This window comes from Kitasatospora sp. NPDC092039 (assembly GCF_044756065.1).
In the GTDB taxonomy this organism is placed as follows: domain Bacteria; phylum Actinomycetota; class Actinomycetes; order Streptomycetales; family Streptomycetaceae; genus Kitasatospora.
Genome location: NZ_JBIVSD010000011.1, coordinates 199,429 through 220,351, shown reverse-complemented (window position 1 = coordinate 220,351; position 20,923 = coordinate 199,429). Strand labels below are relative to the sequence as shown.

Here is a 20,923-nt window from a genome sequence, read left to right as displayed (position 1 = left end):
GCAGGGATGACGACGACGACTGAACGAACGGCCGGTGGCGCGCGCGGCCCGGACCGTCGGCGACACGGCGGGGCCGGTCGCACCGTGGCCGGTGCGGCGGCCCTGGCCGTGGTGATCGGCGCCGGCGCGTTGGCGGCGGCCCCCGCGGCCTTCCCGGCGGCCGGCGACGGGACGGTGACGGTCCGGGTGATCCGGGCCGTGGACACCGACGGGGTGTGGTCGCCCGGGCTGGAATCGACCATGGCGGGCGTGCGGGTGACGCTCACCGACGACGCCGGGGTGGCCGTCGAGGGCACCACGGCGGCCGACGGCACGCTGACGCTGTCGCCGGCCACGAGCAAGCTGACCGGCGGCAAGTACCGGGTGCAGGTGGTGAACCCGAAGCCGGGCGTGCTCCACCCGGCCTTCGCCTCGCGCCAGGGCCTGGACGGCGCGCCCAACCAGCTGAGCTCCAACGAGGAGTTCGTCGACCTCTCCGGCGGCAAGAAGGTCGAACTCACCACGGGGCTGTGGAGCCCGGGTGACTACTGCCAGAAGAACGCGCCGCTGGTGTCGACCTGTCAGAACCCGCCCGGGGACGGCGACGCCCAGCACACGCTGGTGTCCTTCCCGTACCAGTCCCGGGGGACGGCCGGCACGGGCTTCACCCTGACCGACGTGGCCACGGCCGGGCAGACCGGGAACCTCTACGGCATCGCCTGGAACAAGGCCGACCGGCGGGTGTTCTCCTCGGCCCAGGCCAAGCGGACGACCGCCTACGGCCCCGGCGGCCCCGGCGGCGTCTACGTCACCGACTGGGACACGAAGAAGACCACGCTGTTCACCACCGTCCCGGACGCGGGCACCACCCCGCACGGCCCGGGCAACGACGACGGCTTCCTGGCCGCGGTCGGAAAGGAGAGCCTCGGCGGCATCAAGATCACCGACGACGGCAAGGACCTGTTCGTCGTCAACCTCCACGACCGCAAGCTCTACCGGTACGACGCCACCGCGGCGACGGCGGCCGAGCCCAAGGCCGCCTACGCCATCCCGGACCCGGGCTGCCCGGCCCCGCGGGACTGGCGTCCGTACGGCCTCGGCATCCAGGACGGCACCGGCTTCCTCGGCGGCGTCTGCTCGGGCGAGTCCACCGGCAAGGCCGCCGACCTGCGGGCCGTGGTGCTGCCGTTCGACCTGGCCACCGGCGCCTTCAAGCCGGCGGTGCTGAACCAGCCGCTCGACTACCCGCGCGGCACCACGGTCGGCGGGCCGTGCCCGGGCACCGGCTGGTTCCCGTGGCAGGACACCTTCCCGACCACCCAGAACGGCCAGGCCTGCGCGGACAGCTACCTGGCCAACCCCGAGCCGGCGGTGGCCGAGATCGCGTTCGAGACGGACGGCTCGATGCTGCTCGCCTTCCGGGACCGCTTCGGAGACCAGTCGGCGGCCAGCCCGACGGGCAACGTGATGGCCAAGGTCCTGCCCGGCGGTGACCTCCTCAAGGCCTGCCTGGCGAACGGCACCTACGTGCTGGACACCAACCTGGGCTGCGGTTCCACGGCCCGGGGCCAGCGGTTCTTCGACAACGCCCGGATCGGCCACAACAACCCCGCCAACGCCGGGATGGCGTTCTCGAAGGTCGAGGACTCCATCGTGGCCTCGGGCTACGACAGCGACAGCCGGGCCTACGGCTACGGCAGCGCCTTCCAGAAGCGCAACGGCAAGGCGGACGGCGGCGTGCGGCTCAACACGGCCCCGGGCGCCCCGCCGTTCGGCAAGGGCGCCGCGATGGGCGACCTGGAGGTCCTCTGCGACCAGGCGCCGCTCCAGATCGGCAACCGGGTCTGGTACGACCCCGAGCGCAGCGGCCTCCAACTGCCGGGCCAGCGCCCGGTGCCGGGTGCCACCGTCCACCTGTACGACGCGGCGGGGAAGCTCGTCGGGACGACCAGGACGACAAAGCGCGGCGAGTACTACTTCGACGACAGCAACGTCGAGGGCGGCCTCAAGCCGCGGACCAAGTACACGATCAAGCTGGACAACCCGGCGGACTACGCCAAGGACGGCCCGCTCTTCCAGTGGGTGCCGACCGCCCACGACGTCGGTGACAACCACTTCGTCGACTCCAAGGGCGTCGTCCCGAAGGACGGCAGGTACCCGGAGCGGGCGCTGACCACCGGCGGCCCCGGCGAGAACGACCACACCTACGACTTCGGCTTCCGCCAGCAGGAGGGCGCGCTGCGCCTGGTCAAGCACGACCAGGACGGCAAGCCGCTGGCCGGCGCCAAGTTCCAGTTGTGGCACGAGACCAACGGGACCGACGGGCTCCAGTCGACCGGCGACAAGCCGGACGCCAAGGTCGGCGCCCCCTGCACGACCGGGGCCGACGGCATCTGCCAGGGCACGGGTGTACCCGGCTCGTACTACTGGCAGGAGCTGAGCCCGCCGGACGGCTACGCGGCGCCGGAGGTCACCGTCTTCGGCCCGCTGAAGCTGACCTCGGCGAACCTCGACGCCGGTGTGGAGGTGACGGCCGTCAACAAGCTGATCCCGACGCCGACGCCGACGCCGACACCCACCCCGACCCCGACCGTGACGCCGACCCCGGCGCCGACGTCGGCGGCTCCGGTGCCGCCCGCACCGCAGCCCCCCGCACCCGGGCACCTGCCCAACACCGGTGCGGGCGAGGGGATGCCGATCGCGCTGACCAGCGCGGCGGCGCTGATCGTCCTCGGCACCGCCATGGTGCTGGTGGTCCGTAGGCGCAAGGCCGCCCAGCGCGGCTGACCCTGACGGGCGCCCGGAATCGGGGCGCCCGTCGTGGGGCCCGGTGCGGGGAGACCCGTACCGGGCCCGATCGGGCGGGTTCGTGGGACCTCTGGTCCCCGGGCCCGCCCGACTGTCGTGTCCGACCGAGGAGAGGGAGCGGGCCGTATGCCCCGCAAGACGAAGGCCGACGGTGCGCCCCGTACGGCGAAGGCCGCGGACGTCCCGCGCAAGGCGAAGGCCTCGGACGTGCCGCTCAAGGCGCAGGCCGGCGGTGGGTCCCGCAAGGCGGAGACCGGCGGGCGCTGGCCCCGGCGGTCCGGCTGGCTCAAGGCGCTGGTCGCGGTCGTGGTGTGCGGCACCGCGGCGGGCGGCCTGGCCGTCTACCGGACGGTCTCCGACGAGGCCGCCGAACGCCCGGTGACCACCGACGAGGCGGGGCGGCTCGCCCTGTCCCGCCTGAACCTCTACCAGGCCAGCCCGGTGGCGGTGGCGGTCACGGCCGACGAGGGCGGCGGCGTGAGCATCCGGGTCGAGGGAGTCGTCGACTACCGCAACCACCGCGGTGTGGGCCGCTACCGGACCACCGGCGCGAGCGGACCGCTGGACCACGGCCTGATCGTCTGGGACACCGGCGGCCTCGGGCTGGCCCCCGAGCCGTCCGCCGGCACCGCCGCCTCCGGCACCGGCGGCCCCGGTACCGGCAGCGCCTCCAGTGCCGCCCCCGACGCCCCGGCCTGGCAGCAGGCCGAGCACATCCCGCGCCAGGGCTGGTCACCGCGCGGCTACACGGCGGACCCGCTGGACGCCGGGTTGAACCTGCTGGTCCAACTCGGCGCGGACCGCCCCGACAACCCGCTGCTGCTCGGCCAGTCCGGGGCCCGCTGGCTGGGCCGGGACCGGATCGACGGCCGGAGCTACGACCGCATCGCCGGGCCGCGCGCCCAGGGCGCCGCGCCCGACGGGGCCCGCTCGCCGCTCACCTACTGGGTCGACGGCGACGGCGGACTGCGCCGGGTGACGATGCGGATGCCCGGACTGGGCACCCCGACCACCGTCGAGTTCACCGGACGGCAGCCGGACGCCAAGCTGCCCGAGGCCCCGTGGCTCACCGGCTGAGCCTGCTGACCCGGCCCTGCCGCAAGCCCGCAGGACAGCGCGGTCAGCCGTACGAAAATCGTTGGTGAGGCAGCAATAGCTTCATCATCTTCCGTTCACCCGGACTCGGCTGCCAGCATCGGCGCACCGTCACCGCCCGAGGGAGTAGCCGATGAACCGCCCCCGTTCCCTGCGCTGTCTGGCCGCACTGTCCCTGGTCGTCCTGGCCGCCACCGCCTGCGGGCGCTCCGACCAGGGCGGCGCCACGGCCGCCGGCGCGGCGCACGCCGGGCAGGACTCCGGGAAGAGCGCCGCCGAGCTGCTCCCGGCGAAGAACAGGCAGAGCGGCGTGCTCAGGGTGGCCACCTCCGTCGGCTACCCGCCGATGGAGATGTACAAGACCGGGACCACCGAGCTGACCGGGGTCGACCCGGACCTCGCCGCCGCCCTCGCCGGGAGGCTCGGGCTGAGGCTGGAGCTCTCCAACTCCTCCTTCGACGGCCTGATCCCCGGCCTCCAGGCCGGCCGCTACGACCTGGTGATGTCCTCCATGACGGACAGCGCGCAGCGCCGCCAGGCCGTCGACTTCGTCGACTACTTCCGCACCGGCGGGGTGATCATGACGAAGAAGGGCAACCCGGAGGGCATCAAGTCCCTCGACGACCTCTGCGGCAGGAGGGTCGTCCTCGCCAAGGGCAGCTCCAACCTGGAGATCGGCGAGCAGCAGAACGCCCAGTGCGCCACCAAGATGGTGATCTCGCAGAGCGAGGACGCCCCGACCGGACTGCTCCAGCTGGACAGCGAGCGGGCGGTGGCCACGATCGTGGACTACCCGGTGGCGCAGATGTTCGTGCGGAACAGCGGCTCCTACGAGGTGCTGCCGGAGCAGTACGGGACGGCGCCGTGGGGCATCGCGGTGGCGAAGAAGGACTCCGGGCTGCGCGACGCGGTGCGGAAGGCGCTCCAGGAGCTGATCGAGAGCGGCGAGTACCGCAAGGTCCTGGACACCTACCAGGTCGGCGGCAGCGCGGTGGAGCGCGCCACCGTCAACGCGGCGCAGTGAGAACGGCGGCACCGACGAGATGAGCACCGACATGAGAGACCCCGCGAAGCCCGCCGACCCCCTGAAGCCCGCCGACCTCCTGAAGCCCGCCGACCCCCTGAAGCCCGCCGACCTCCTGAAGCCCGCCGGCCCGGAGGCCGCCGTGGCGGCGGCCGCCGAGGACGACCTGGCCTTCGAGGTGACCGGCCGGCCCCGCCCGGCGCGCTGGTTCGCCGTGCTGGCGGCCGCCTTCACCGCCGTCTGGCTGGCCTGGACCGTCATCGTCAACCCCAACCTGCACTGGGACATCGTCGCCAGGTACCAGTTCGACGGCGTGATCCTGGAAGGGCTCTGGGTGACGGTCCAACTTACCCTGATCTCCCAGGTGGTGGGCATCGTCATCGGCGTGGTGGCCGCGGTGATGCAGCTGTCCGACAGCCCGGTGCTGCGGACCACCGCCGGGGCGTACACCTGGTTCTTCCGCGGTACCCCGCTGCTGGTCCAGCTGATCTTCTGGTTCAACCTGGCGCTGCTCTTCCCGGAGATCAGCATCGGCATCCCGTTCGACGGGCCCAAGCTGGTCAGCTGGCAGTCCAACACCCTGATCACCGGCTTCGTGGCGGCACTGCTCGGCCTGTCGATCAACGAGGGCGCCTACATGTCCGAGATCGTCCGGGCCGGCATCCAGAGCGTCGACCCCGGGCAGCGCGAGGCGGGCGCCTCGCTGGGCATGTCCAACCGGCAGATCCTCACCCGGGTGGTGCTGCCGCAGGCGATGCGGGTGATCATCCCGCCGTTCGGCAACCAGTTCATCTCGATGCTGAAGACCACCTCGCTGGTCTCGGTCATCGCCGGCGCCGACCTGATGACCGTCTCGCAGCACCTCTACCTCGCCAACTTCGAGGTGATCGCGCTGCTGATCGTCGCGTCCGTCTGGTACCTGGTGCTCACCACGATCGCGAGCGTCGCCCAGCACGCGGTGGAACGGAAGTTCAACCCGGCCGGCGCCCCGCCGGCGCTGCACCGCCGGGTACTGGCCAACCTGCGCCCGGGGCGCGGCGGAGCGCGCAAGCGCGTACGGAAGGGGGAGGGCGAGTGAAGAGCGCGGACCTGGAGAAGCCGGCCGCCGAGGTGGTCCTGTCGGCCCGGAGGGTGCGCAAGCACTTCGGGGACCTGGAGGTGCTGCGCGGCATCGACCTGGAGGTCCGGGCGGGGGAGGTGCTCTGCGTGATCGGCCCCTCCGGCTCCGGAAAGTCCACCCTGCTGCGCTGCTTCAACCACCTGGAGAAGATCGACGCCGGGCGGATCGAGGTGGACGGCGAACTCGTCGGCTACGAGCCGCACGGCGCTTCCGGCAGCGGGCTGCGCGAGCGCCGGCCGCGCGACATCCGCCACCAGCGCGAGCGGATCGGCATGGTCTTCCAGCGCTTCCACCTCTTCCCGCACCGCACCGCGCTGCAGAACGTGATGGAGGGCCCGGTCGCGGTCAAGGGCCGCCCGCGTGCGGAGGCCGAGCGGCAGGCCCGCGAACTGCTCGCCCGGGTCGGCCTGGCCGACCGCGCCGACCACTACCCGGGCCAGCTCTCCGGCGGTCAGCAGCAGCGGGTGGCGATCGCCCGGGCGCTGGCCATGGAACCGACCCTGATGCTCTTCGACGAGCCCACCTCCGCGCTCGACCCGGAGCTGGTCGGCGAGGTGCTCGGGGTGATGCGCGACCTCGCCCGCAGCGGCATGACGATGATCGTCGTCACCCACGAGATGGGGTTCGCCCGCGAGGTCGCCGACCGGGTCGTGTTCATGGACCGGGGCGCCGTCGTGGAGGCGGGCCGCCCGGCCGAGTTCTTCACCGCCCCGCGGCACGACCGCACCCGGGCCTTCCTCTCGACGGTGCTCTGATGGGAACCATGGGACTGATGGGAGCGGACGTGACCACGACCCCGGCCGACCTGCTGCTGCGCGGCGCCGCCCTGGTGGACGGCACCGGGGCGCCCGCCCGCCCGGCCGACCTCGCCGTCACCGCCGGCCGGGTCACCGTCCTGCCACCGGGCACCGCGGTGGCCGCGACCGAGACCCTGGACGTCACCGGACGGGTCGTCACCCCCGGCTTCATCGACGTCCACACCCACTCGGACGCGCTCGCCGCCCGCTTCGGCGGCGGCCATCCCGACGACGACGCCCTGGACGAATTGCGGCTCGCCCCGCTGCTCCAGGGCGTCACCACCGAGATCAGCGGCAACTGCGGGATCAGCCTGTTCCCCGCGCTGCCCGGGCGGCTGCCCGAACTGGCCGGGCACCTGCGGGTCTCCTTCGGCCTCGGGCCGGTGCTGCCCGCCGAGGACTTCGACGCCTTCGCCGCCGGCCAGCGGCCCGAACTGCGCCGCAACCACATCGCCTCGCTGGTCGGCCACGGCACGCTGCGCGCCGGGGTGATGGGCTTCGAGGACCGCCCGCCCACCGCCGAGGAGCTGGCCGCCATGTGCGGGCTGCTCGACCGGGCGCTGGCCCAGGGCGCGGCCGGACTCTCCACCGGCCTGATCTACCCGCCCGGGGTCTACGCCGGCACCGAGGAGATCGTGGCCCTGGCGAAGGTCGCCGCGCGGCACGGCAAGCCGTACGTGACGCACCTGCGCGACGAGATGTCCCAGGTGGAGAAGGCCCTGGAGGAGGCGCTGGAGATCGCGGCGCGCTCCGGCGCCGCGCTCCAGGTCTCCCACCACAAGACCGCCGGGCGGCACGCCTGGGGTGCCACCCTGCGCACCCTGCCGCGCCTGGAACGGGCCCGGGCCGAGGGCGTGGACGTGCTCTGCGACGTCTACCCGTACACCGCCGGCAGCACGGTGCTGCACGCGATGCTGCCGCCGTGGACCAGCGAGGGCGGGCCGGCCGCCCTGCTGGAGCGGCTGCGCGGCCGGGAGGTGCGGGACCGGATCCGGGCGGACATCGCCCACGGCGTCGAGGGCTGGGAGAACACCGTCGGCAACGGCGGCTGGGACCTGATCTCGGTGGCCGCCGCCCCGGCCCGCCGCGCGGTCGAGGGCCGCCGGATCGCCGACCTGGCCGCCGAGGCCGGTACCGACCCGGTGGACTACGTCTGCGACCTGCTGCTGGAGGCGCGGGGGGAGGTCACCATCATCAGCCACTCGATGCGCGAGGACGACGTCCGCCGGGTGCTGGCCAGTCCGCTGTCGATGATCGGCTCGGACGGGGTGCCCAAACCCGGCCGCCCGCACCCCCGTTGGGCGGGCAGCTTCGCCCGGGTGCTCGGCCACTACGGGCGTGGGCACGGGCTGCTGTCGCTGGAGTCGGCGGTGCGCAAGATGACCGGTCTGCCCGCCGAGCGCTTCCGGCTGGCCGGGCGCGGCGTGGTCCGGGACGGCGCCGTCGCGGACCTGGTGGTGCTGGACCCGGCGGCGGTCCTGGACGGCGCGACCTTCGAGCAGCCGCTGCTGCCGCCGGTGGGCGTGGAGACCGTGGTGGTGGCCGGGCGGGTCGCGGTGCGCGACGGCCGGCCGACCGCCGACCGGGCCGGAGAGGTGGTGCGGGTCCGATGAGCCTCGCCCAGGTCGCCGCCGCCGCGCGCAGCTCGGCGGCGCTCCCGCTGACCCTCGCGGTGGCCGCCGTCGACGTGGACGCCCCTGACGGAGGCGAAGCGGTCGGCGGCGCGGTCGGGGTGGACGACACCGTCGTGCTGCCCGTCGCCAGCGCCTCCAAGCTGCTGCTGCTGGCCGAGGTCGCCCGCCGGCTGGACACCGGAGAACTGACGGCCGGGCAGCCGGTGGAGATCCTCCCCGAGGACGTCACCGGCGGCACCGGCCTGCTCGGCCGGCTGAGCCGCCCCGGCTGGACGGTGGAGGACCTGGCCTGGCTGACCGCCGCGGTCAGCGACAACACCGCCACCAACGCGCTGCTGCGGCTGGTCGGCCTGCCGGCCACCGCGCGGCTGGCGGCCGGGCTCGGCCTGGACCGGCTCACCCTGCACGACCGGGTGCGCGACGAGCGCGGGCCCGACGTCCCGCCGGTCTTCGCCACCGGCACCGCCCGCGGCCTGGCCCGCCTGGTGGCCCTCGCGGTCCGGGGCACCATGGCCTCCCCGGCGGCCTCGGCCCGGCTGCTCGGCTGGATGCGCGCCAACACCGACCACGGCCTGGTACCCGCCCTGATCGACCACGACCCGTACGCGCCCGGCTTCCCCGAGCCGCTGCCCGGCCGCCTGCTGGTGGCCAACAAGACCGGGACGGACACCGGGGTGCGGGCCGACGCGGGCGTCGTCGTGGGCGCCCGGCGGGTGGCCTACGCGGTCGTCGCGCACTGGGACGTGGCGCTCGGGCCGAGCACCGAACGGGCCGCCGTGCACGCCATCCGGGACGTCGGCCTGGCCCTCGCGGCCTGGGCGCAGCGGCCCGCCCGGGACTGACCGGTCGCCGCCGGGAGCCGGTCCGGACCGGGCCCTCGGACCGGCCGGCCACGGGCCGGGCGGGTCCCTCGGGCCGGGCGGGGCGCGAGCGGGGAAGGAGCCGAGCCGGGGGGATCAGGCCCACCGCATGTCGAGCAGCGACCTGATCTCCCCGGCCGCGGCGCCGAGTTCGGCGAGGAAGGCGCGCAGCACCGGGTTGCGGTTGGTGGCCCGGGTGGCCACCCCGATCCGGCGGTGCAGCTGCGGGTGGTCCAGTCGGCACACGTGCACCCCGGCGCTGTCGGCCAGGCCGAGCGCCGGGATCAGCGCGACGCCCATGCCGGCCCGCGCGAGGTTGATGGTCACCTGGTAGTGGTCGCTGCGGCAGCGCACCCGGGGGCGGAACCCCTCGGCCGCGCAGGCGCGTTCGAGCACCGGCTCACCGGTGCTGCCGCCGTGGGTGCCGATCCAGCTCTCGCCCTCCAGCTCGGCCAGCCGCACCACCGAGCGCCGCCCGAGCCGGTGCCGAAGCGGCACCACGACCAGCTGCGGCTCCTCGAAGTACATCCGCACGTCCACCGCCGCCCGGCGGCACCACGGGTCCAGCGGGTGCTCGAAGACCACGGCCGCGTCCAGCCGGCCCGCCTCCAGGTCCGGGACGAGTTCGTGCGGCTGGCCCATGATGAGCTCCAGCTCCACCTGCGGGTTCCCGGCGGCGAACGAGGCCAGCGCCCGGGGCAGCAGGTCCAGCCCCGCGGAGGCGAAGAAGCCGATCCGCAGCACGCCGGCCGCACCCTGGGCGTGCGCCCGCAGGTCGTCCTGGGCGACGGCCATCAGGTCGGCGATCGCCTGGGCGTGCTCGGCCAGCCGGATCCCCGCGGGCGTCAGGCGCAGGGACTGCGGCGCCCGTTCCACCAGCGCGACACCCAGCTCCTGCTCCAGACGGGCGAGTTGGTGCGAGATGGCGGACGGGCTCAGGTGCAGCGCCTGCGCCGCGGCCACGATGGTGCCCCGGCGGGCGATCTCCAGGAGGACGAGCAGTCGGGCGCTGTTCAGCATCGGCCCAGGTTACGGCCTGTGTCGTGGCCCCGGCGGGGTTCGCGACGCCGCTCCACCGCAGGGGCCTCAGGACGCGTAAGCCCGCTGCGCGGCCGCCGGCTCCCCGGCGCCGGCGGCGGCCACGTCCAGCCGGAGCAGGTCGTGCTCGGTCTCCCGGCGCACGACCGGGCGGGCCTCGCCGTCCCGGACGAAGACCACGGCGGGCCGCGGCAGCTTGTTGTAGTTGGACGCCATGGCGTAGCCGTAGGCGCCGGTCACCGGGGTGGCCAGCAGGTCGCCCACCCGCAGGTCGGCGGGGAGCGCGGCGTCGTCGATGATCACGTCGCCGCTCTCGCAGTGCTTGCCGACCAGCCGGGCGCGCCGTGGCCGGGGAGCCCCGGGGCAGCGCGGCAGGAAGGCCTCGTAGCGGGCGCCGTACAGCGCGGGGCGCAGGTTGTCGCTCATCCCGCCGTCGACGCTGACGTAGGTGCGCACGCCCTCGATCCGCTTGACGGTGCCGACCCGGTAGAGGGTCAGCCCGGCCCGGGCGGCGATCGAGCGGCCGGGCTCGACGCCCACCGCGCCGCTCCAGCCGGCGCCGCGCACCGCCGCGCCGACCCGCTCGGCCCAGACGGCGAAGGAGGGGGCGCTCTGGCCGCCCAGGTAGGCGACGCCCAGGCCGCCGCCGACGGTCAGCCGGCGCAGTCCGTGCTCGACGGCGAACCGGGCCACCGCGGCGGCGCCGTCGGCCAGCTCGGCCGGGTCCAGTACCTGGGAGCCGACGTGGGCGTGGACGCCCTCCAGCCGTACGGCGGCGGAGGCCCCGGCCCGGCGCACCGCGGCCGCGGCGGCGCCGTCGGCCAGGCCGAAGCCGAACTTGGAGTCGTGGCCGCCGGTCCGGATGGCCTGGTGGGCGCCGGCCGCGACGCCCGGCGCCACCCGCAGCTGGACCCGGGCCGGGGGCAGGCCCTCCTCGCGGTGCAGCCGCTCGATCCGGTCCAGCTCGTCGAAGCTGTCCACCACGATGTGGCGCAGACCGACGGTCAGCGCGGTGCGCAGTTCGGCCTCGTCCTTGTTGTTGCCGTGCAGCACGATCCGGTCCGGCTCGACCCCGGCGTACAGCGCGGTGCGCAGCTCGCCGCCGGAGGCGACGTCCAGCAGCAGGCCCTCCTCGGCGGCGAGGCGGGCCATCGCGGTGCACAGGAAGGCCTTGGAGGCGTAGGCGACGTTGCCCCGGCCGAAGGCGGCCACCGCCTCGCGGCAGCGCCGGCGCAGGTGCTCCTCGTCGTAGACGAACAGCGGCGTGCCGTACCGGCGGGCCAGCTCGTCCAGCAGCACGCCGCCGACGGACAGGCCCTCGGGGCGGGACTCGGCGGTGAGCGGCAGCAGGCCCGGATCGACGGGCGGCAGGGCCGGTGACTCGGGCTGCGGCGACTCGGGGCCCGGTGACCCGGGGTGCAGCGACCCGGGGTACGGCGGGCCGGGGTGCAGCGGCCCGGGGTACGGCGGGCCGGGGTACGGCGACACAGGGGACAAGGCTTCCTCCCGACAGAGCTGGTGGCCCGGCCCATCCTCGGTCCTGCCGGAGGGGCTGAGAAAGCGCATTCTTCCGGCGCTGAGCAGTACCGAAACCGTTGCTCCGGCCCGTCCCGGCCCCGGCCCGGCATCCGGCTGGGCGGTCCGGGCCGAGTGTTGCATCTAAGCTTGCATCTATGGTGCTACGGTGTGCCCCATGGCCGACACCCCGCCCCCCGCCCGCGTCCCGGCCGCGGACCGCGCGTACGAACTGACCAAGGACCTCATCCTCGGCGGCGGCCTCCCCGGCGGCACGCTGATCAGCGAGGGCGAGATCGCCGAGCGCGCCGCGATCAGCCGCACGCCGGTCCGGGAGGCCTTCCTGCGGCTGCAGGCCGAGGGGCTGCTCCAGCTGTTCCCCAAGCGCGGAGCCGTCGTGGTGCCGGTCGGCCCCGGCGAGGCCGAGGACGTGCTGGAGCTGCGCGAGGCGCTGGAGAGCACCGCCGTCCGCCGGATCACCCGCCGTCCCGACGACCTCGACGCGCTGGTCCGGCAGCTGTCCGAACTGATCGACCAGCAGCGCGAACCCGCCCGCCGGGCCGACCTCGGCGCCTTCGCCGACGCCGACGAGGCCTTCCACCGAGGCATCGTGACGGCCTCCGGCAACCAGCTCGCCGAGCGGTTCTACGGGACGCTGCGCGACCGCCAGCGCCGGATGGCCGTCCAGCTGCTCCAGGTGCGGCCGGAGCGGCAGCCGCAGCGGCTGGCCTCGCTGGTCGAGGAGCACACCGTGCTCGTCGAGCGGATCGCGGCCCGCGACGCCGAGGGATTCACCGCCGCCCTGCGCACCCATCTGGACGCCCACCGCGCCGTCACCGACCGCTGAGTCCGCCCCGTCGCGCACCCGAGGCGCGGGCGCACACCCCGGGCGGACCGCCGGCACCGACCATCCGACCATCCGACAAGGAGCAGCACCGCCATGAGTGCCACCCGGCCACCGACTGCCGGTCCCGTCGCACCGTCCGGCCGGGGACGGCCGTGGCTGGTCGCGGCCCTGGCCATGCTCTGCTGCGGGTGGGGCGGCAACCAGTTCACCCCGCTGCTGCTGATGTACCGCCACCTCGGCGGCTACTCGGAGGTCACCGTGGACGCCTTCCTGGGGGCGTACGTCCTCGGGCTGGTCCCCGGACTGCTGGTCGGCGGCGCCGCCTCGGACCGCTACGGGCGCCGCCCGCTGATGATCGGCGCGGTGGCCGCCTCGCTCGCCGCCAGCGGGGTGCTGTGCGCCGGCACGGCCGGTCAACTCCCCATCTACGCCGGGCGGTTCCTCACCGGCACAGCCGTCGGCATCGCGATGGCGGTCGGCACCAGCTGGGTCAAGGAGCTCTCCCAGGCCCCGCACGACCCGGGCGCCGACGCCGGCGCCGGCGCCCGCCGAGCCTCCCTCGCCCTGACCGTCGGCTTCGGCCTCGGCGCGGGGGTGGCCGGGGTACTCGCCCAGTGGGGCCCCTGGCCGATGGTCAGCCCGTACCTCGCCCACCTGCTGGTCACCCTGCCCGCGCTGTTCCTGCTCCCGAGGGCCGTCGAGACCCGGGCCCGCTCCGCCGCCGTCCGCAGCCTCGTGGCCGATCTCAAGGTCCCGACGGCCGGGCACCGGCGCTTCGTACGGGTGGTCCTGCCGATGGCCCCGTGGGTGTTCGGCTCGGCCGGCGTCGCGTACGCGGTGACCCCGCAGCTGGTCGGCGACCGGCTCGGCGACTGGTCGCTCGCCTACGCGACCCTGCTGACCGTCCTCACCCTCGGTACCGGCGCCCTCGTCCAGCCCTTCGCCAAACGCCTGGACTCGCTCTCCTCGGCGCGCGGCGTGATCGTCTCCATGGCGCTGATGGCCTGCGGTATGGCCGTCTGCGCCGCCGACGCGGCGGTCCGCTCCCCGCTGCTCGGACTGGCCGGCGCCGTCCTCCTCGGCGCCGCCTACGGCATCGGGGTGGTCTCCGGGCTGCTGGAGATCCAGCGCATCGTCACTCCCGACGACCTGGCCGGCATCACCGGCGTCTACTACGCGCTCTGCTACTCGGGCTTCCTGCTGCCCGCCGTGCTCGCGGCGCTCTCCCCGCTGGCCTCCTACACCGTGATGCTCGGCGTGCTGACGGCCCTCGCCCTCGCCAGCCTCACCGTGATAACCGTCTCCTCCCGCCACCCCGCCCCGGCCGAAGCCGGCCATTGACGACGGACTCCGGCACGATCGGGGCAGGCCCGGAGGACAGACGGTCGTGACACGTCCAATCCCGGTCAATCGGCCGGCCGGCCGTACGGTCTGGGAGACAATCGGGAAGGGAAGGAGACGCGTTGTGAGTACAGCACCCCGGGTCCCTGGCGACTACAGCATCGTCAGCGATCCCGAAAGGGCTCTGAAGTACGCGAGCCGGCATACGGCGGGCGACCGCACCGAGATCATCGAGGGAGTCATCACCCCCATGTCCTCGCCATGGGCGCACGAGTCCGCCGCCGAGATCGTCCGTCGCCAGATCACTCCCCGTCTGGAGCAGCTGGACCTGGTGTCCGGGTCCGGCGACCTCGACCTCCCCGGCAGCGAGAACTGGTACATCCCGGATCTGGCCGTCGTGCCGGCCGAACTCGCCGAGAAGACCGAAGGCGCGCTGCTCCCCGATCAGACCCTCCTGATCGTCGAGGTCAGTTCACCCTCCAACGCGGAGACCGACCGCGTCGTCAAGCGCCGCCGGTACGGCCAGTACGGCGCTCCGCTCTACCTCCTCGTCGACCGGCAGAACCGTAGTTGCACCCTGTACAGCGAGCCGACCCGCCTCGGCTACGCCGCCGAGAGCGGCCCGCATCCCTTCGGCACCCCCGTCCACCTCCCGGCGCCCTTCGGCCTCGACCTCGACACCACCCGGCTCTAGCCGGCTAGACCTTCGCCACCTCCGTCGGGCGGGCGTGGGCGGGGAGGCCGTTGGTGAGGTCCTCGACGAGGAGGCGCCAGGCGATGGCGTCGGCGGCGGCGCGGAGGCGGGGGCTGCGGGGGCGGCCGGCGTCGGCGTCGAGGCGGACGTTGAGCCAGTCGGACCAGGCCTGGGCGAGGGCGCGGACCTCGTGGGTGCCGGCCTCGGTGGGGGAGAGGCGGTCGCCGTCGCGGAGCAGGTAGCCCTCGGTGGTCAGCCGGGTGAAGACCGGCTCCAGGACCTCGGGCGGCACCCGTTTGCGGGCGGCGATGAGGTCGAGCGAGGCGTGGCCGACGGCCTTGGTGTGGCCGGCCACCTCCATCAGCGCCCAGGCCCCGGCGAGGTCCACCCGGGTGTCGGCGGTGGAGACGATCGACCGGACGGTGTCGAGGTCGACGCCGCGCACGATCGTGCAGACCGCGTACTCCAGGTGCGGGTCGGAGTCGGCGGTGGTCGGCTGGGCGAAGCCCTCGCCCATGTCGGTGGAGCCCGCCCGGGCGGTGTCGCGCAGTTGCACCTGTTTGAGGAAGAGCGCCACCACGAAGCCGACCACGGCGACCGGGATGGTCCACAGGTACACGGTGTGCAGCGCGTCGGAGTAGGCCTGGACGATCGGCGCGGCCTGGTCGGCGGGCAGCCGGTGCAGGCCCTGGGGGCTCTCGGCGGCGCGGCTGAGCACGGCCGGGTCGGCGCCGGTGAGCCGGGCGGCGGTGCCGACTCCGTCGGTGAGCTCGGTCTTCAGGCTGTTGGCGTAGATGGTGCCGAACACCGCGGTGCCGAAGGAGCTGCCGATGGTGCGGAAGAAGGTCACGCCGGAGGTGGCGGTGCCGAGGTCGGCGTAGTCGACGGTGTTCTGCACGGCGATGGTGAGCACCTGCATGCTCAGCCCGATGCCGGCGCCGAGCACGAACATGTAGAGCGAGGCCAGTGCGGTGCCGGTGCCGGGTTCGAGCCGGGAGAGCAGGTAGAGGCCGAGGGCCATCACGGCGGTGCCGACGATCGGGAACAGCCGGTACCGTCCGGTCTTGCTGACGGCGTTCCCGCTGCCGATCGAGGCGATCAGCAGCCCGATCACCATGGGCAGCGTCCGGACGCCGGAGACGGTCGCGGAGTCGCCGTCCACGTACTGGAGGAAGGTCGGCAGGAAGGTCAGCGCGCCGAGCATGGCGAAGCCGACGATGAAGCTGAGCACCGAGCAGACCGTGAACACCGGGTTGCGGAACAGCCGCATCGGCAGCATCGGTTCGGCCGCCCGGGTCTCCACCCGGCAGAACAGGCCGAGCGCCAGCGCGCCGCCGACGAACAGGCCGATGATCACCCCGGAGCCCCAGGCGTACTGGTTGCCGCCCCAACTGGTCGCCAGGATCAGCGCGCCCGCGCCGGCCGCGACCAGCACGATGCCCGGGTAGTCGACGACCGGGCGGGTCGCCGAGCGGACCGCGGGGATGGTCCGGGCGGCCGCGGCGACCACCACGACCGCGATCGGCACGTTGACGTAGAACGCCCAGCGCCAGGACAGGTGGTCGGTGAACAGCCCGCCGAGCAGCGGCCCGACCACCGTGGCCACGCCGAACACCGCGCCGATCGCGCCCTGGTACTTGCCGCGCTCGCGCAGCGGGATGACGTCCGCGATCAGCGCCATGGAGGTGACCATCAGGCCGCCCGCGCCGAGGCCCTGCACGGCCCGCCAGGCGATCAGCAGGGTCATGTCGGTGGCCAGGCCGCACAGGAACGAGCCGCCGACGAAGACGATCGCCGAGACCTGGAACAGCAGCTTGCGCCCGTACAGGTCGCCGAACTTGCCGGCCAGCACGGTGGCCACCGTCTCGGCCAGCAGGTAGGAGGTCACCACCCAGGACATGTGGGCGGCCCCGCCGAGGTCGGAGACGATGGTGGGCAGGGCGGTGCCGACGATGGTCTGGTCGAGGGCGGCCAGCAGCATGCCGAGCACGATGGTGGCGAAGACGACGTTCCGCTGCCGGACGTCCAGCACCGGCGGGGCGGAGGGCGCGGTCTCGGTGGCGACGGTCATGCCGTCAGCCTCCGGGGTGCGGACGGCGGTCGCGATCCGGTTCGGCCGTTCGGGTGAAGCGGGCGGTCGCGGCCCGGTCGGCGGCCCGGGTGGCGGCCCCGGGTGGGCCGGGCGACGATGGCCGGACGACGCCGGCCTACGGTCCCCCTGGGCCAGGACGCCCCGGCCCCCGGGAAGAGGCCCCCATGAACGCCGACCCCCCGCGCGGCACCGCGCACCCGACGCACCCCGGCGCCACCGCCGTGGGCGGCCGGGCCGCCGCCCGGCGCTGGCGGGCGCTCGCGGTCTGCCTGGTCGCCGGCTTCATGACCCTGCTGGACGTCAGCATCGTCAACGTCGCCCTGCCGACCGTACGGGACGGACTGCACATGTCCGACAGCGGCCTGCAGTGGGTGATCACCGGGTACTCGCTGGCCTTCGGCCTGGTGCTGGTGCCCGCCGGGCGGCTCGGCGACGCGCGCAGCCGGCGGGCCGTCTTCCTCGCCGGGCTCGCCCTGTTCACCGCGGCCAGCGCGCTCGCCGGGGCGGCCCGCAGCCAGGAGTGGCTGGTGCTGGCCCGGTTGTTCCAGGGCGCGGCCGGCGGGGTGCTGGTGCCGCAGGTGTCCGGCTTCATCCAGGTGCTGTTCCAGGGCCCCGACCGCGGCCGGGCCTTCGGCGCCCTGGGCGCGACCATCGGGCTGTCCACCGCCGTCGGGCCGCTGCTCGGCGGGCTGCTGATCCACCTGGTGGGCCCGCAGGACGGCTGGCGCTGGGTGTTCCTGGTCAACCTGCCGATCGGCGTCGCCGCCCTGCCGATCGCCTACCGGCTGCTCCCGGCGCCGCCGCCCGCCGCCCAGCGGGCCGGGCACCGGGACTTCGACCCGGTCGGCGTGCTGCTGCTCGGCGCCGGGACGGTCGCGCTGCTGCTGCCGTTCGTCCAGGCGCAGCAGTGGCACGGCGCGACGCGCTGGCTGCTGCTGCCGCTGGCGGCGGTGCTGCTCGCCGCCTTCGTCGGCTGGGAGCTGCACTACGGGCAGCGGCGCGAACCGCTGGTGAGCATGGCGCTGTTCACGGTGCGCCCGTACGCGGCGGGGGTGCTGCTGTCGCTGGTGTACTTCGCCGGGTTCACCGCGATCTTCTTCATCTTCACGCTCTACCTCCAGGCGGGCCTGCACTACTCGGCGCTGACGGCGGGCCTGGCGATCACGCCGTTCGCGGTGGGATCGGGGGTGTCCGCGGCGGTGGGCGGTCGCCTGGTCAGCCGGCTGGGGCGGCGGCTGGTGGTGACCGGGCTGGTGATGGTGCTGACCGGACTGCTGGCGTCGGCGCTCGCGGTGCAGCTGTGGTCGGGGCCCCGGGTCGGCTGGACGACGGCGCTGCCGCTGCTGGTCGCCGGGGCGGGCAGCGGACTGGTGATCGCCCCGAACCAGACGCTGACCCTCCAGCAGGTGCCGGTGGCCCGGGCGGGCAGCGCGGGCGGGGTGCTGCAGACCGCGCAGCGGGTCGGCTCGGCGGCGGGCATCGCCGTCGTCGGCTCGGTGTTCTTCGCCCACGCCGCAGGCCCTCGCCCGGACTGGGCGCTGGCCTTCCAGCTGGGGGTGACGGTGGCGGCCGGCCTGGTGCTGATGGCGCTGCTGGTGGCGGTCGCCGACATGGCGTCGGGCCGGGGGAGTTTCCGGGCCGCCGGGCCGAGGGTAGGGGACGGGCCGTGACGGACCCCCGAACGGACTTCCTGGCCGCCGCCGGCGCGGCCGAGGACCTGCTGCGCCGCCCCGAGGTGGCGCAGGCCTGGCAGCGGCCGAGCGCGCTGGAGCGGTGGAGCGTAGGCGGCCTGGCCGGGCACCTGGCCTACCAGGTCTTCTGCGTGCCGGAGCTGCTGGCCGCCGCCGTGCCGACGGAGCCGGTGGTCGGTCTGCTGGACCACTACGCCCGGTCGGCCTGGGTCGGCGCGCCGCCCGACGCTGACCTCAACGTGCGGATCCGGCAGGGCGGCGACGCCCTCGCGGCGGACGGGCCGGCCGCCCTGCACCGCCGGCTCGCCGCCGTGCTGCCGGAGCTCGCGGCCGACCTGGCGGCGGCGGACGGCACCCGCCCGGTGCGGCTGCCGTTCTGGGGCCCGTGGTCGCTCACCCTCGACGACCTGCTGGCCACCCGGACGATGGAGCTGGCCGTCCACGGCGACGACCTGGCGGTCAGTGTCGGGGTGCCGAGCCCCGAACTCCCCTGGGGCGCCGCCGAGTCGGTGTTCGGCCTGCTGACCCGGCTGGCCGCCCGGCGGCACGGCCGGGCGGCGGTGCTGCGGGCGCTCAGCCGGGCCGAGCGGGCGCCGGGGAGCATCGCGGCGTTCTGAGCCCGCGGTCGGGTCAGTGGTCCCGACGGTGGACGGCGACCGCCGCGACGGCCACCGAGGCCAGCGACCACACCGCGAAGGTGATCCAGGCGCCGGTGACGGTGGCCGGGTACTCGGACGGACGCAGGCCGGCCAGGGTGGTCCGGGCCAGCCGCTGCCAGGCGGGCAGCGGCAGGGCGTGCAGCAGGTCGGCGCTCCAGCGGTAGCGCTCGGTGATCAGCGACGGGACGAAGAACAGCACCGCGACGGTGCCCGCCACGGCGCCGGCGCCGTGCCGGATCAGCGTGCCGAGGCCGAGGCCGACCAGCGCGCAGACCGGGCCGAACAGCACCGCGGCCGCGACGTACCGCAGCGCGGTCGGATCGGTGAGGGACTGTCCGATGCCGGTCCCGGACAGGATCGCCTGGCTCGCGCCGAAGGAGACGCCGACGGTGAGCAACCCGTAGCCGAACAGCACGGCGGCCAGGACGCAGGCCTTGGCGGTGAGGACCGCCCGGCGGTCGGGTACGGCGGCCAGGGTGGTGCGGATCAGCCCGCTCGCGTACTCGCCCGTGATGACGATCGCGCCGAGGCCGCCCGCGACCAGCAGCAGGATGTCGGCGGAGGCGAGGTTGAACGCGTCGTTCAGCGCCACCTGCGCCATGACCGCCGGGTCGCCGTCACCCGGCGTCCAGTGGTCGCGGGTGTACAGGGCGGACTTGAGGTTGGCGGTGACGATCGCCAGGGCGCTGAGCCCGAGCACCCACGGGATCGAGCGCAGCGACCAGAACTTGAGCCACTCGGCGGCGAGCAGGTCGCGGAACCGGGGCGCGGGTTCGGCGGACGCCGGGGTCACGGTGCTCATCGGGCCTCTCCGGCGGGGTACTCGACGCTGTCGGCGGTCAGGTTCATGAACGCCTCCTCCAGGGAGGCGCCCCGGTCGGTCAGGGCGTGCAGCAACAGGCGTTCTTCCAGGGCGAGTTCGCTAATCCGGACGGCGTCCAGGCCGCTCACCGCCAGGGCGCCGTCCGGGCCGGGCCGGACGGCCGCGCCCGCTGCCGTCAACACGGCCGCCAGCCGGTCGGGTTCGGCGGCACGGACGGTGACGGTGGCCCGGCCGGCCCGGGCGGCGAACCCGGTCAGGCTCTCGTCGGCGAGCAGCCGGCCGCGTCCGATCACCACCAGGTGGTCGGCGGTGTGCTCCATCTCCGCCATCATGTGGCTGGAGACGAACACCGTGCGGCCCTCGTCCGCGAGCCGCCGGAACAGCCCGCGCACCCAGAGCACGCCCTCCGGGTCCAGCCCGTTCAGCGGCTCGTCGAACAGCAGCACCGGCGGGTCGCCGAGCAGCGCGCCGGCGATGCCCAGCCGCTGCCTCATGCCCAGCGAGTACCCGCGGATCCGGCGCCCGGCCGCCTCGGCCAGCCCGACCTCCCGCAGCACCTGCTCGACCCGGGCGAACGGGATCGCGTTGGCGCGGGCCAGCGCCCGCAACTGGGCCCGCCCGGTGCGCCCGCCGTGCGCGTCGCCCGCGTCGAGCAGCGCGCCGGCGTGCCGCAGTCCGCGGGGGCGGTCGCGGAAGGGGCGCCCGTCGACGGTGACGGTGCCCCCGGTGGGGGAGTCGAGGCCCAGGACCAGCCGCAGGGTGGTGGACTTGCCGGCGCCGTTGGGGCCGAGGAAGCCGGTGACCCGGCCGGGCCGGACGGTGAAGGAGAGGCGGTCAACGGCGGTGCGGACGCGGTGGCCCCGGCCGTAGCGCTTCGTCAGCTCGGTGACTTCGATCATGGACCCC

General features: G+C 74.7%; 17 protein-coding genes. 12 read left to right on the top strand and 5 right to left on the bottom strand.

The window, feature by feature from the left end:
• The first annotated feature begins 6 nt into the window (after positions 1–6).
• The 7 genes from ACIQI7_RS22695 to ACIQI7_RS22665 all read left to right on the top strand — a co-directional run bounded on the left by ACIQI7_RS22695 (position 7) and on the right by ACIQI7_RS22665 (position 9,299).
• Positions 7–2,766 (top strand): SdrD B-like domain-containing protein, encoded by a 2,760-nt coding sequence (locus ACIQI7_RS22695; RefSeq protein WP_401112809.1) that lies wholly within the window; start codon positions 7–9, stop codon positions 2,764–2,766.
• Positions 2,767–2,913: 147 nt separating this feature from the next.
• A complete protein-coding gene (locus tag ACIQI7_RS22690) occupies positions 2,914–3,864 on the top strand; it encodes a hypothetical protein (protein ID WP_401112807.1) in 951 nt (316 codons plus the stop codon).
• A 151-nt stretch (positions 3,865–4,015) separates the two neighbouring features.
• Complete coding sequence (locus tag ACIQI7_RS22685) at positions 4,016–4,906, top strand: ABC transporter substrate-binding protein (protein ID WP_401112806.1); 891 nt, start codon at positions 4,016–4,018, stop codon at positions 4,904–4,906.
• Positions 4,907–4,937: 31 nt separating this feature from the next.
• Positions 4,938–5,984, top strand: a complete 1,047-nt coding sequence (locus ACIQI7_RS22680) for an amino acid ABC transporter permease (RefSeq protein WP_401112804.1) — start codon at positions 4,938–4,940, stop codon at positions 5,982–5,984.
• On the top strand, positions 5,981–6,781 hold the full coding sequence (locus ACIQI7_RS22675; RefSeq protein WP_401112800.1) for an amino acid ABC transporter ATP-binding protein: 801 nt from the start codon (positions 5,981–5,983) through the stop codon (positions 6,779–6,781). Before ACIQI7_RS22680 ends, ACIQI7_RS22675 begins: the two co-directional genes overlap by 4 nt.
• Positions 6,781–8,436, top strand: a complete 1,656-nt coding sequence (locus tag ACIQI7_RS22670; RefSeq protein WP_401112798.1) for an amidohydrolase family protein — start codon at positions 6,781–6,783, stop codon at positions 8,434–8,436. The genes ACIQI7_RS22675 and ACIQI7_RS22670 overlap by 1 nt, the downstream gene beginning before the upstream one ends.
• Positions 8,433–9,299, top strand: coding sequence for a serine hydrolase (locus ACIQI7_RS22665; RefSeq protein WP_401112796.1), 867 nt, complete (start codon positions 8,433–8,435; stop codon positions 9,297–9,299). The genes ACIQI7_RS22670 and ACIQI7_RS22665 overlap by 4 nt, the downstream gene beginning before the upstream one ends.
• Before the next feature lie 114 nt (positions 9,300–9,413).
• Here ACIQI7_RS22665 and ACIQI7_RS22660 read toward each other — a convergent pair whose 3' ends face one another.
• Positions 9,414–10,337 carry a LysR family transcriptional regulator gene (locus ACIQI7_RS22660; protein ID WP_401112794.1) on the bottom strand — a complete coding sequence of 308 codons (924 nt, stop codon included), beginning with the start codon at positions 10,335–10,337 and terminating at the stop codon, positions 9,414–9,416.
• Positions 10,338–10,403: 66 nt separating this feature from the next.
• Positions 10,404–11,843, bottom strand: coding sequence for a diaminopimelate decarboxylase (lysA, locus tag ACIQI7_RS22655; RefSeq protein WP_401112909.1), 1,440 nt, complete (start codon positions 11,841–11,843; stop codon positions 10,404–10,406).
• A 205-nt stretch (positions 11,844–12,048) separates the two neighbouring features.
• Here lysA and ACIQI7_RS22650 point away from each other — a divergent pair, with 205 nt between their 5' ends.
• The 3 genes from ACIQI7_RS22650 (at position 12,049) to ACIQI7_RS22640 (ending at position 14,752) form a co-directional block, all read left to right on the top strand.
• A complete protein-coding gene (locus tag ACIQI7_RS22650) occupies positions 12,049–12,717 on the top strand; it encodes a GntR family transcriptional regulator (protein WP_401112792.1) in 669 nt (222 codons plus the stop codon).
• A gap of 93 nt (positions 12,718–12,810) precedes the next feature.
• Entirely contained in the window at positions 12,811–14,058 is a 1,248-nt protein-coding gene (locus ACIQI7_RS22645) for an MFS transporter (RefSeq protein WP_401112791.1), read from the top strand.
• Between the two features lie 124 nt (positions 14,059–14,182).
• Positions 14,183–14,752: a Uma2 family endonuclease gene (locus tag ACIQI7_RS22640; RefSeq protein WP_401112789.1), complete on the top strand. Its 570-nt coding sequence runs from the start codon at positions 14,183–14,185 to the stop codon at positions 14,750–14,752.
• A gap of 4 nt (positions 14,753–14,756) precedes the next feature.
• Here the strand turns inward: ACIQI7_RS22640 and ACIQI7_RS22635 are convergent, their stop codons facing one another.
• On the bottom strand, positions 14,757–16,823 hold the full coding sequence (locus tag ACIQI7_RS22635; protein WP_401112787.1) for an MDR family MFS transporter: 2,067 nt from the start codon (positions 16,821–16,823) through the stop codon (positions 14,757–14,759).
• Positions 16,824–17,008: 185 nt separating this feature from the next.
• Between ACIQI7_RS22635 and ACIQI7_RS22630 the strand changes: the two genes are divergently transcribed.
• The gene (locus tag ACIQI7_RS22630) at positions 17,009–18,514 is read left to right on the top strand and encodes an MFS transporter (RefSeq protein WP_401112785.1); all 1,506 of its coding nucleotides are present in this window, start codon (positions 17,009–17,011) and stop codon (positions 18,512–18,514) included.
• Positions 18,511–19,152 carry a maleylpyruvate isomerase N-terminal domain-containing protein gene (locus ACIQI7_RS22625; RefSeq protein ID WP_401112783.1) on the top strand — a complete coding sequence of 214 codons (642 nt, stop codon included), beginning with the start codon at positions 18,511–18,513 and terminating at the stop codon, positions 19,150–19,152. The genes ACIQI7_RS22630 and ACIQI7_RS22625 overlap by 4 nt, the downstream gene beginning before the upstream one ends.
• 13 nt (positions 19,153–19,165) lie before the next feature.
• On the opposite strand, the gene ACIQI7_RS22620 is transcribed toward ACIQI7_RS22625, so the two are convergent.
• Positions 19,166–19,996 carry an ABC transporter permease subunit gene (locus tag ACIQI7_RS22620; protein WP_401112781.1) on the bottom strand — a complete coding sequence of 277 codons (831 nt, stop codon included), beginning with the start codon at positions 19,994–19,996 and terminating at the stop codon, positions 19,166–19,168.
• Positions 19,993–20,916: an ATP-binding cassette domain-containing protein gene (locus ACIQI7_RS22615; protein ID WP_401112780.1), complete on the bottom strand. Its 924-nt coding sequence runs from the start codon at positions 20,914–20,916 to the stop codon at positions 19,993–19,995. The genes ACIQI7_RS22620 and ACIQI7_RS22615 overlap by 4 nt, the downstream gene beginning before the upstream one ends.
• Between the last annotated feature and the right edge of the window lie 7 nt (positions 20,917–20,923).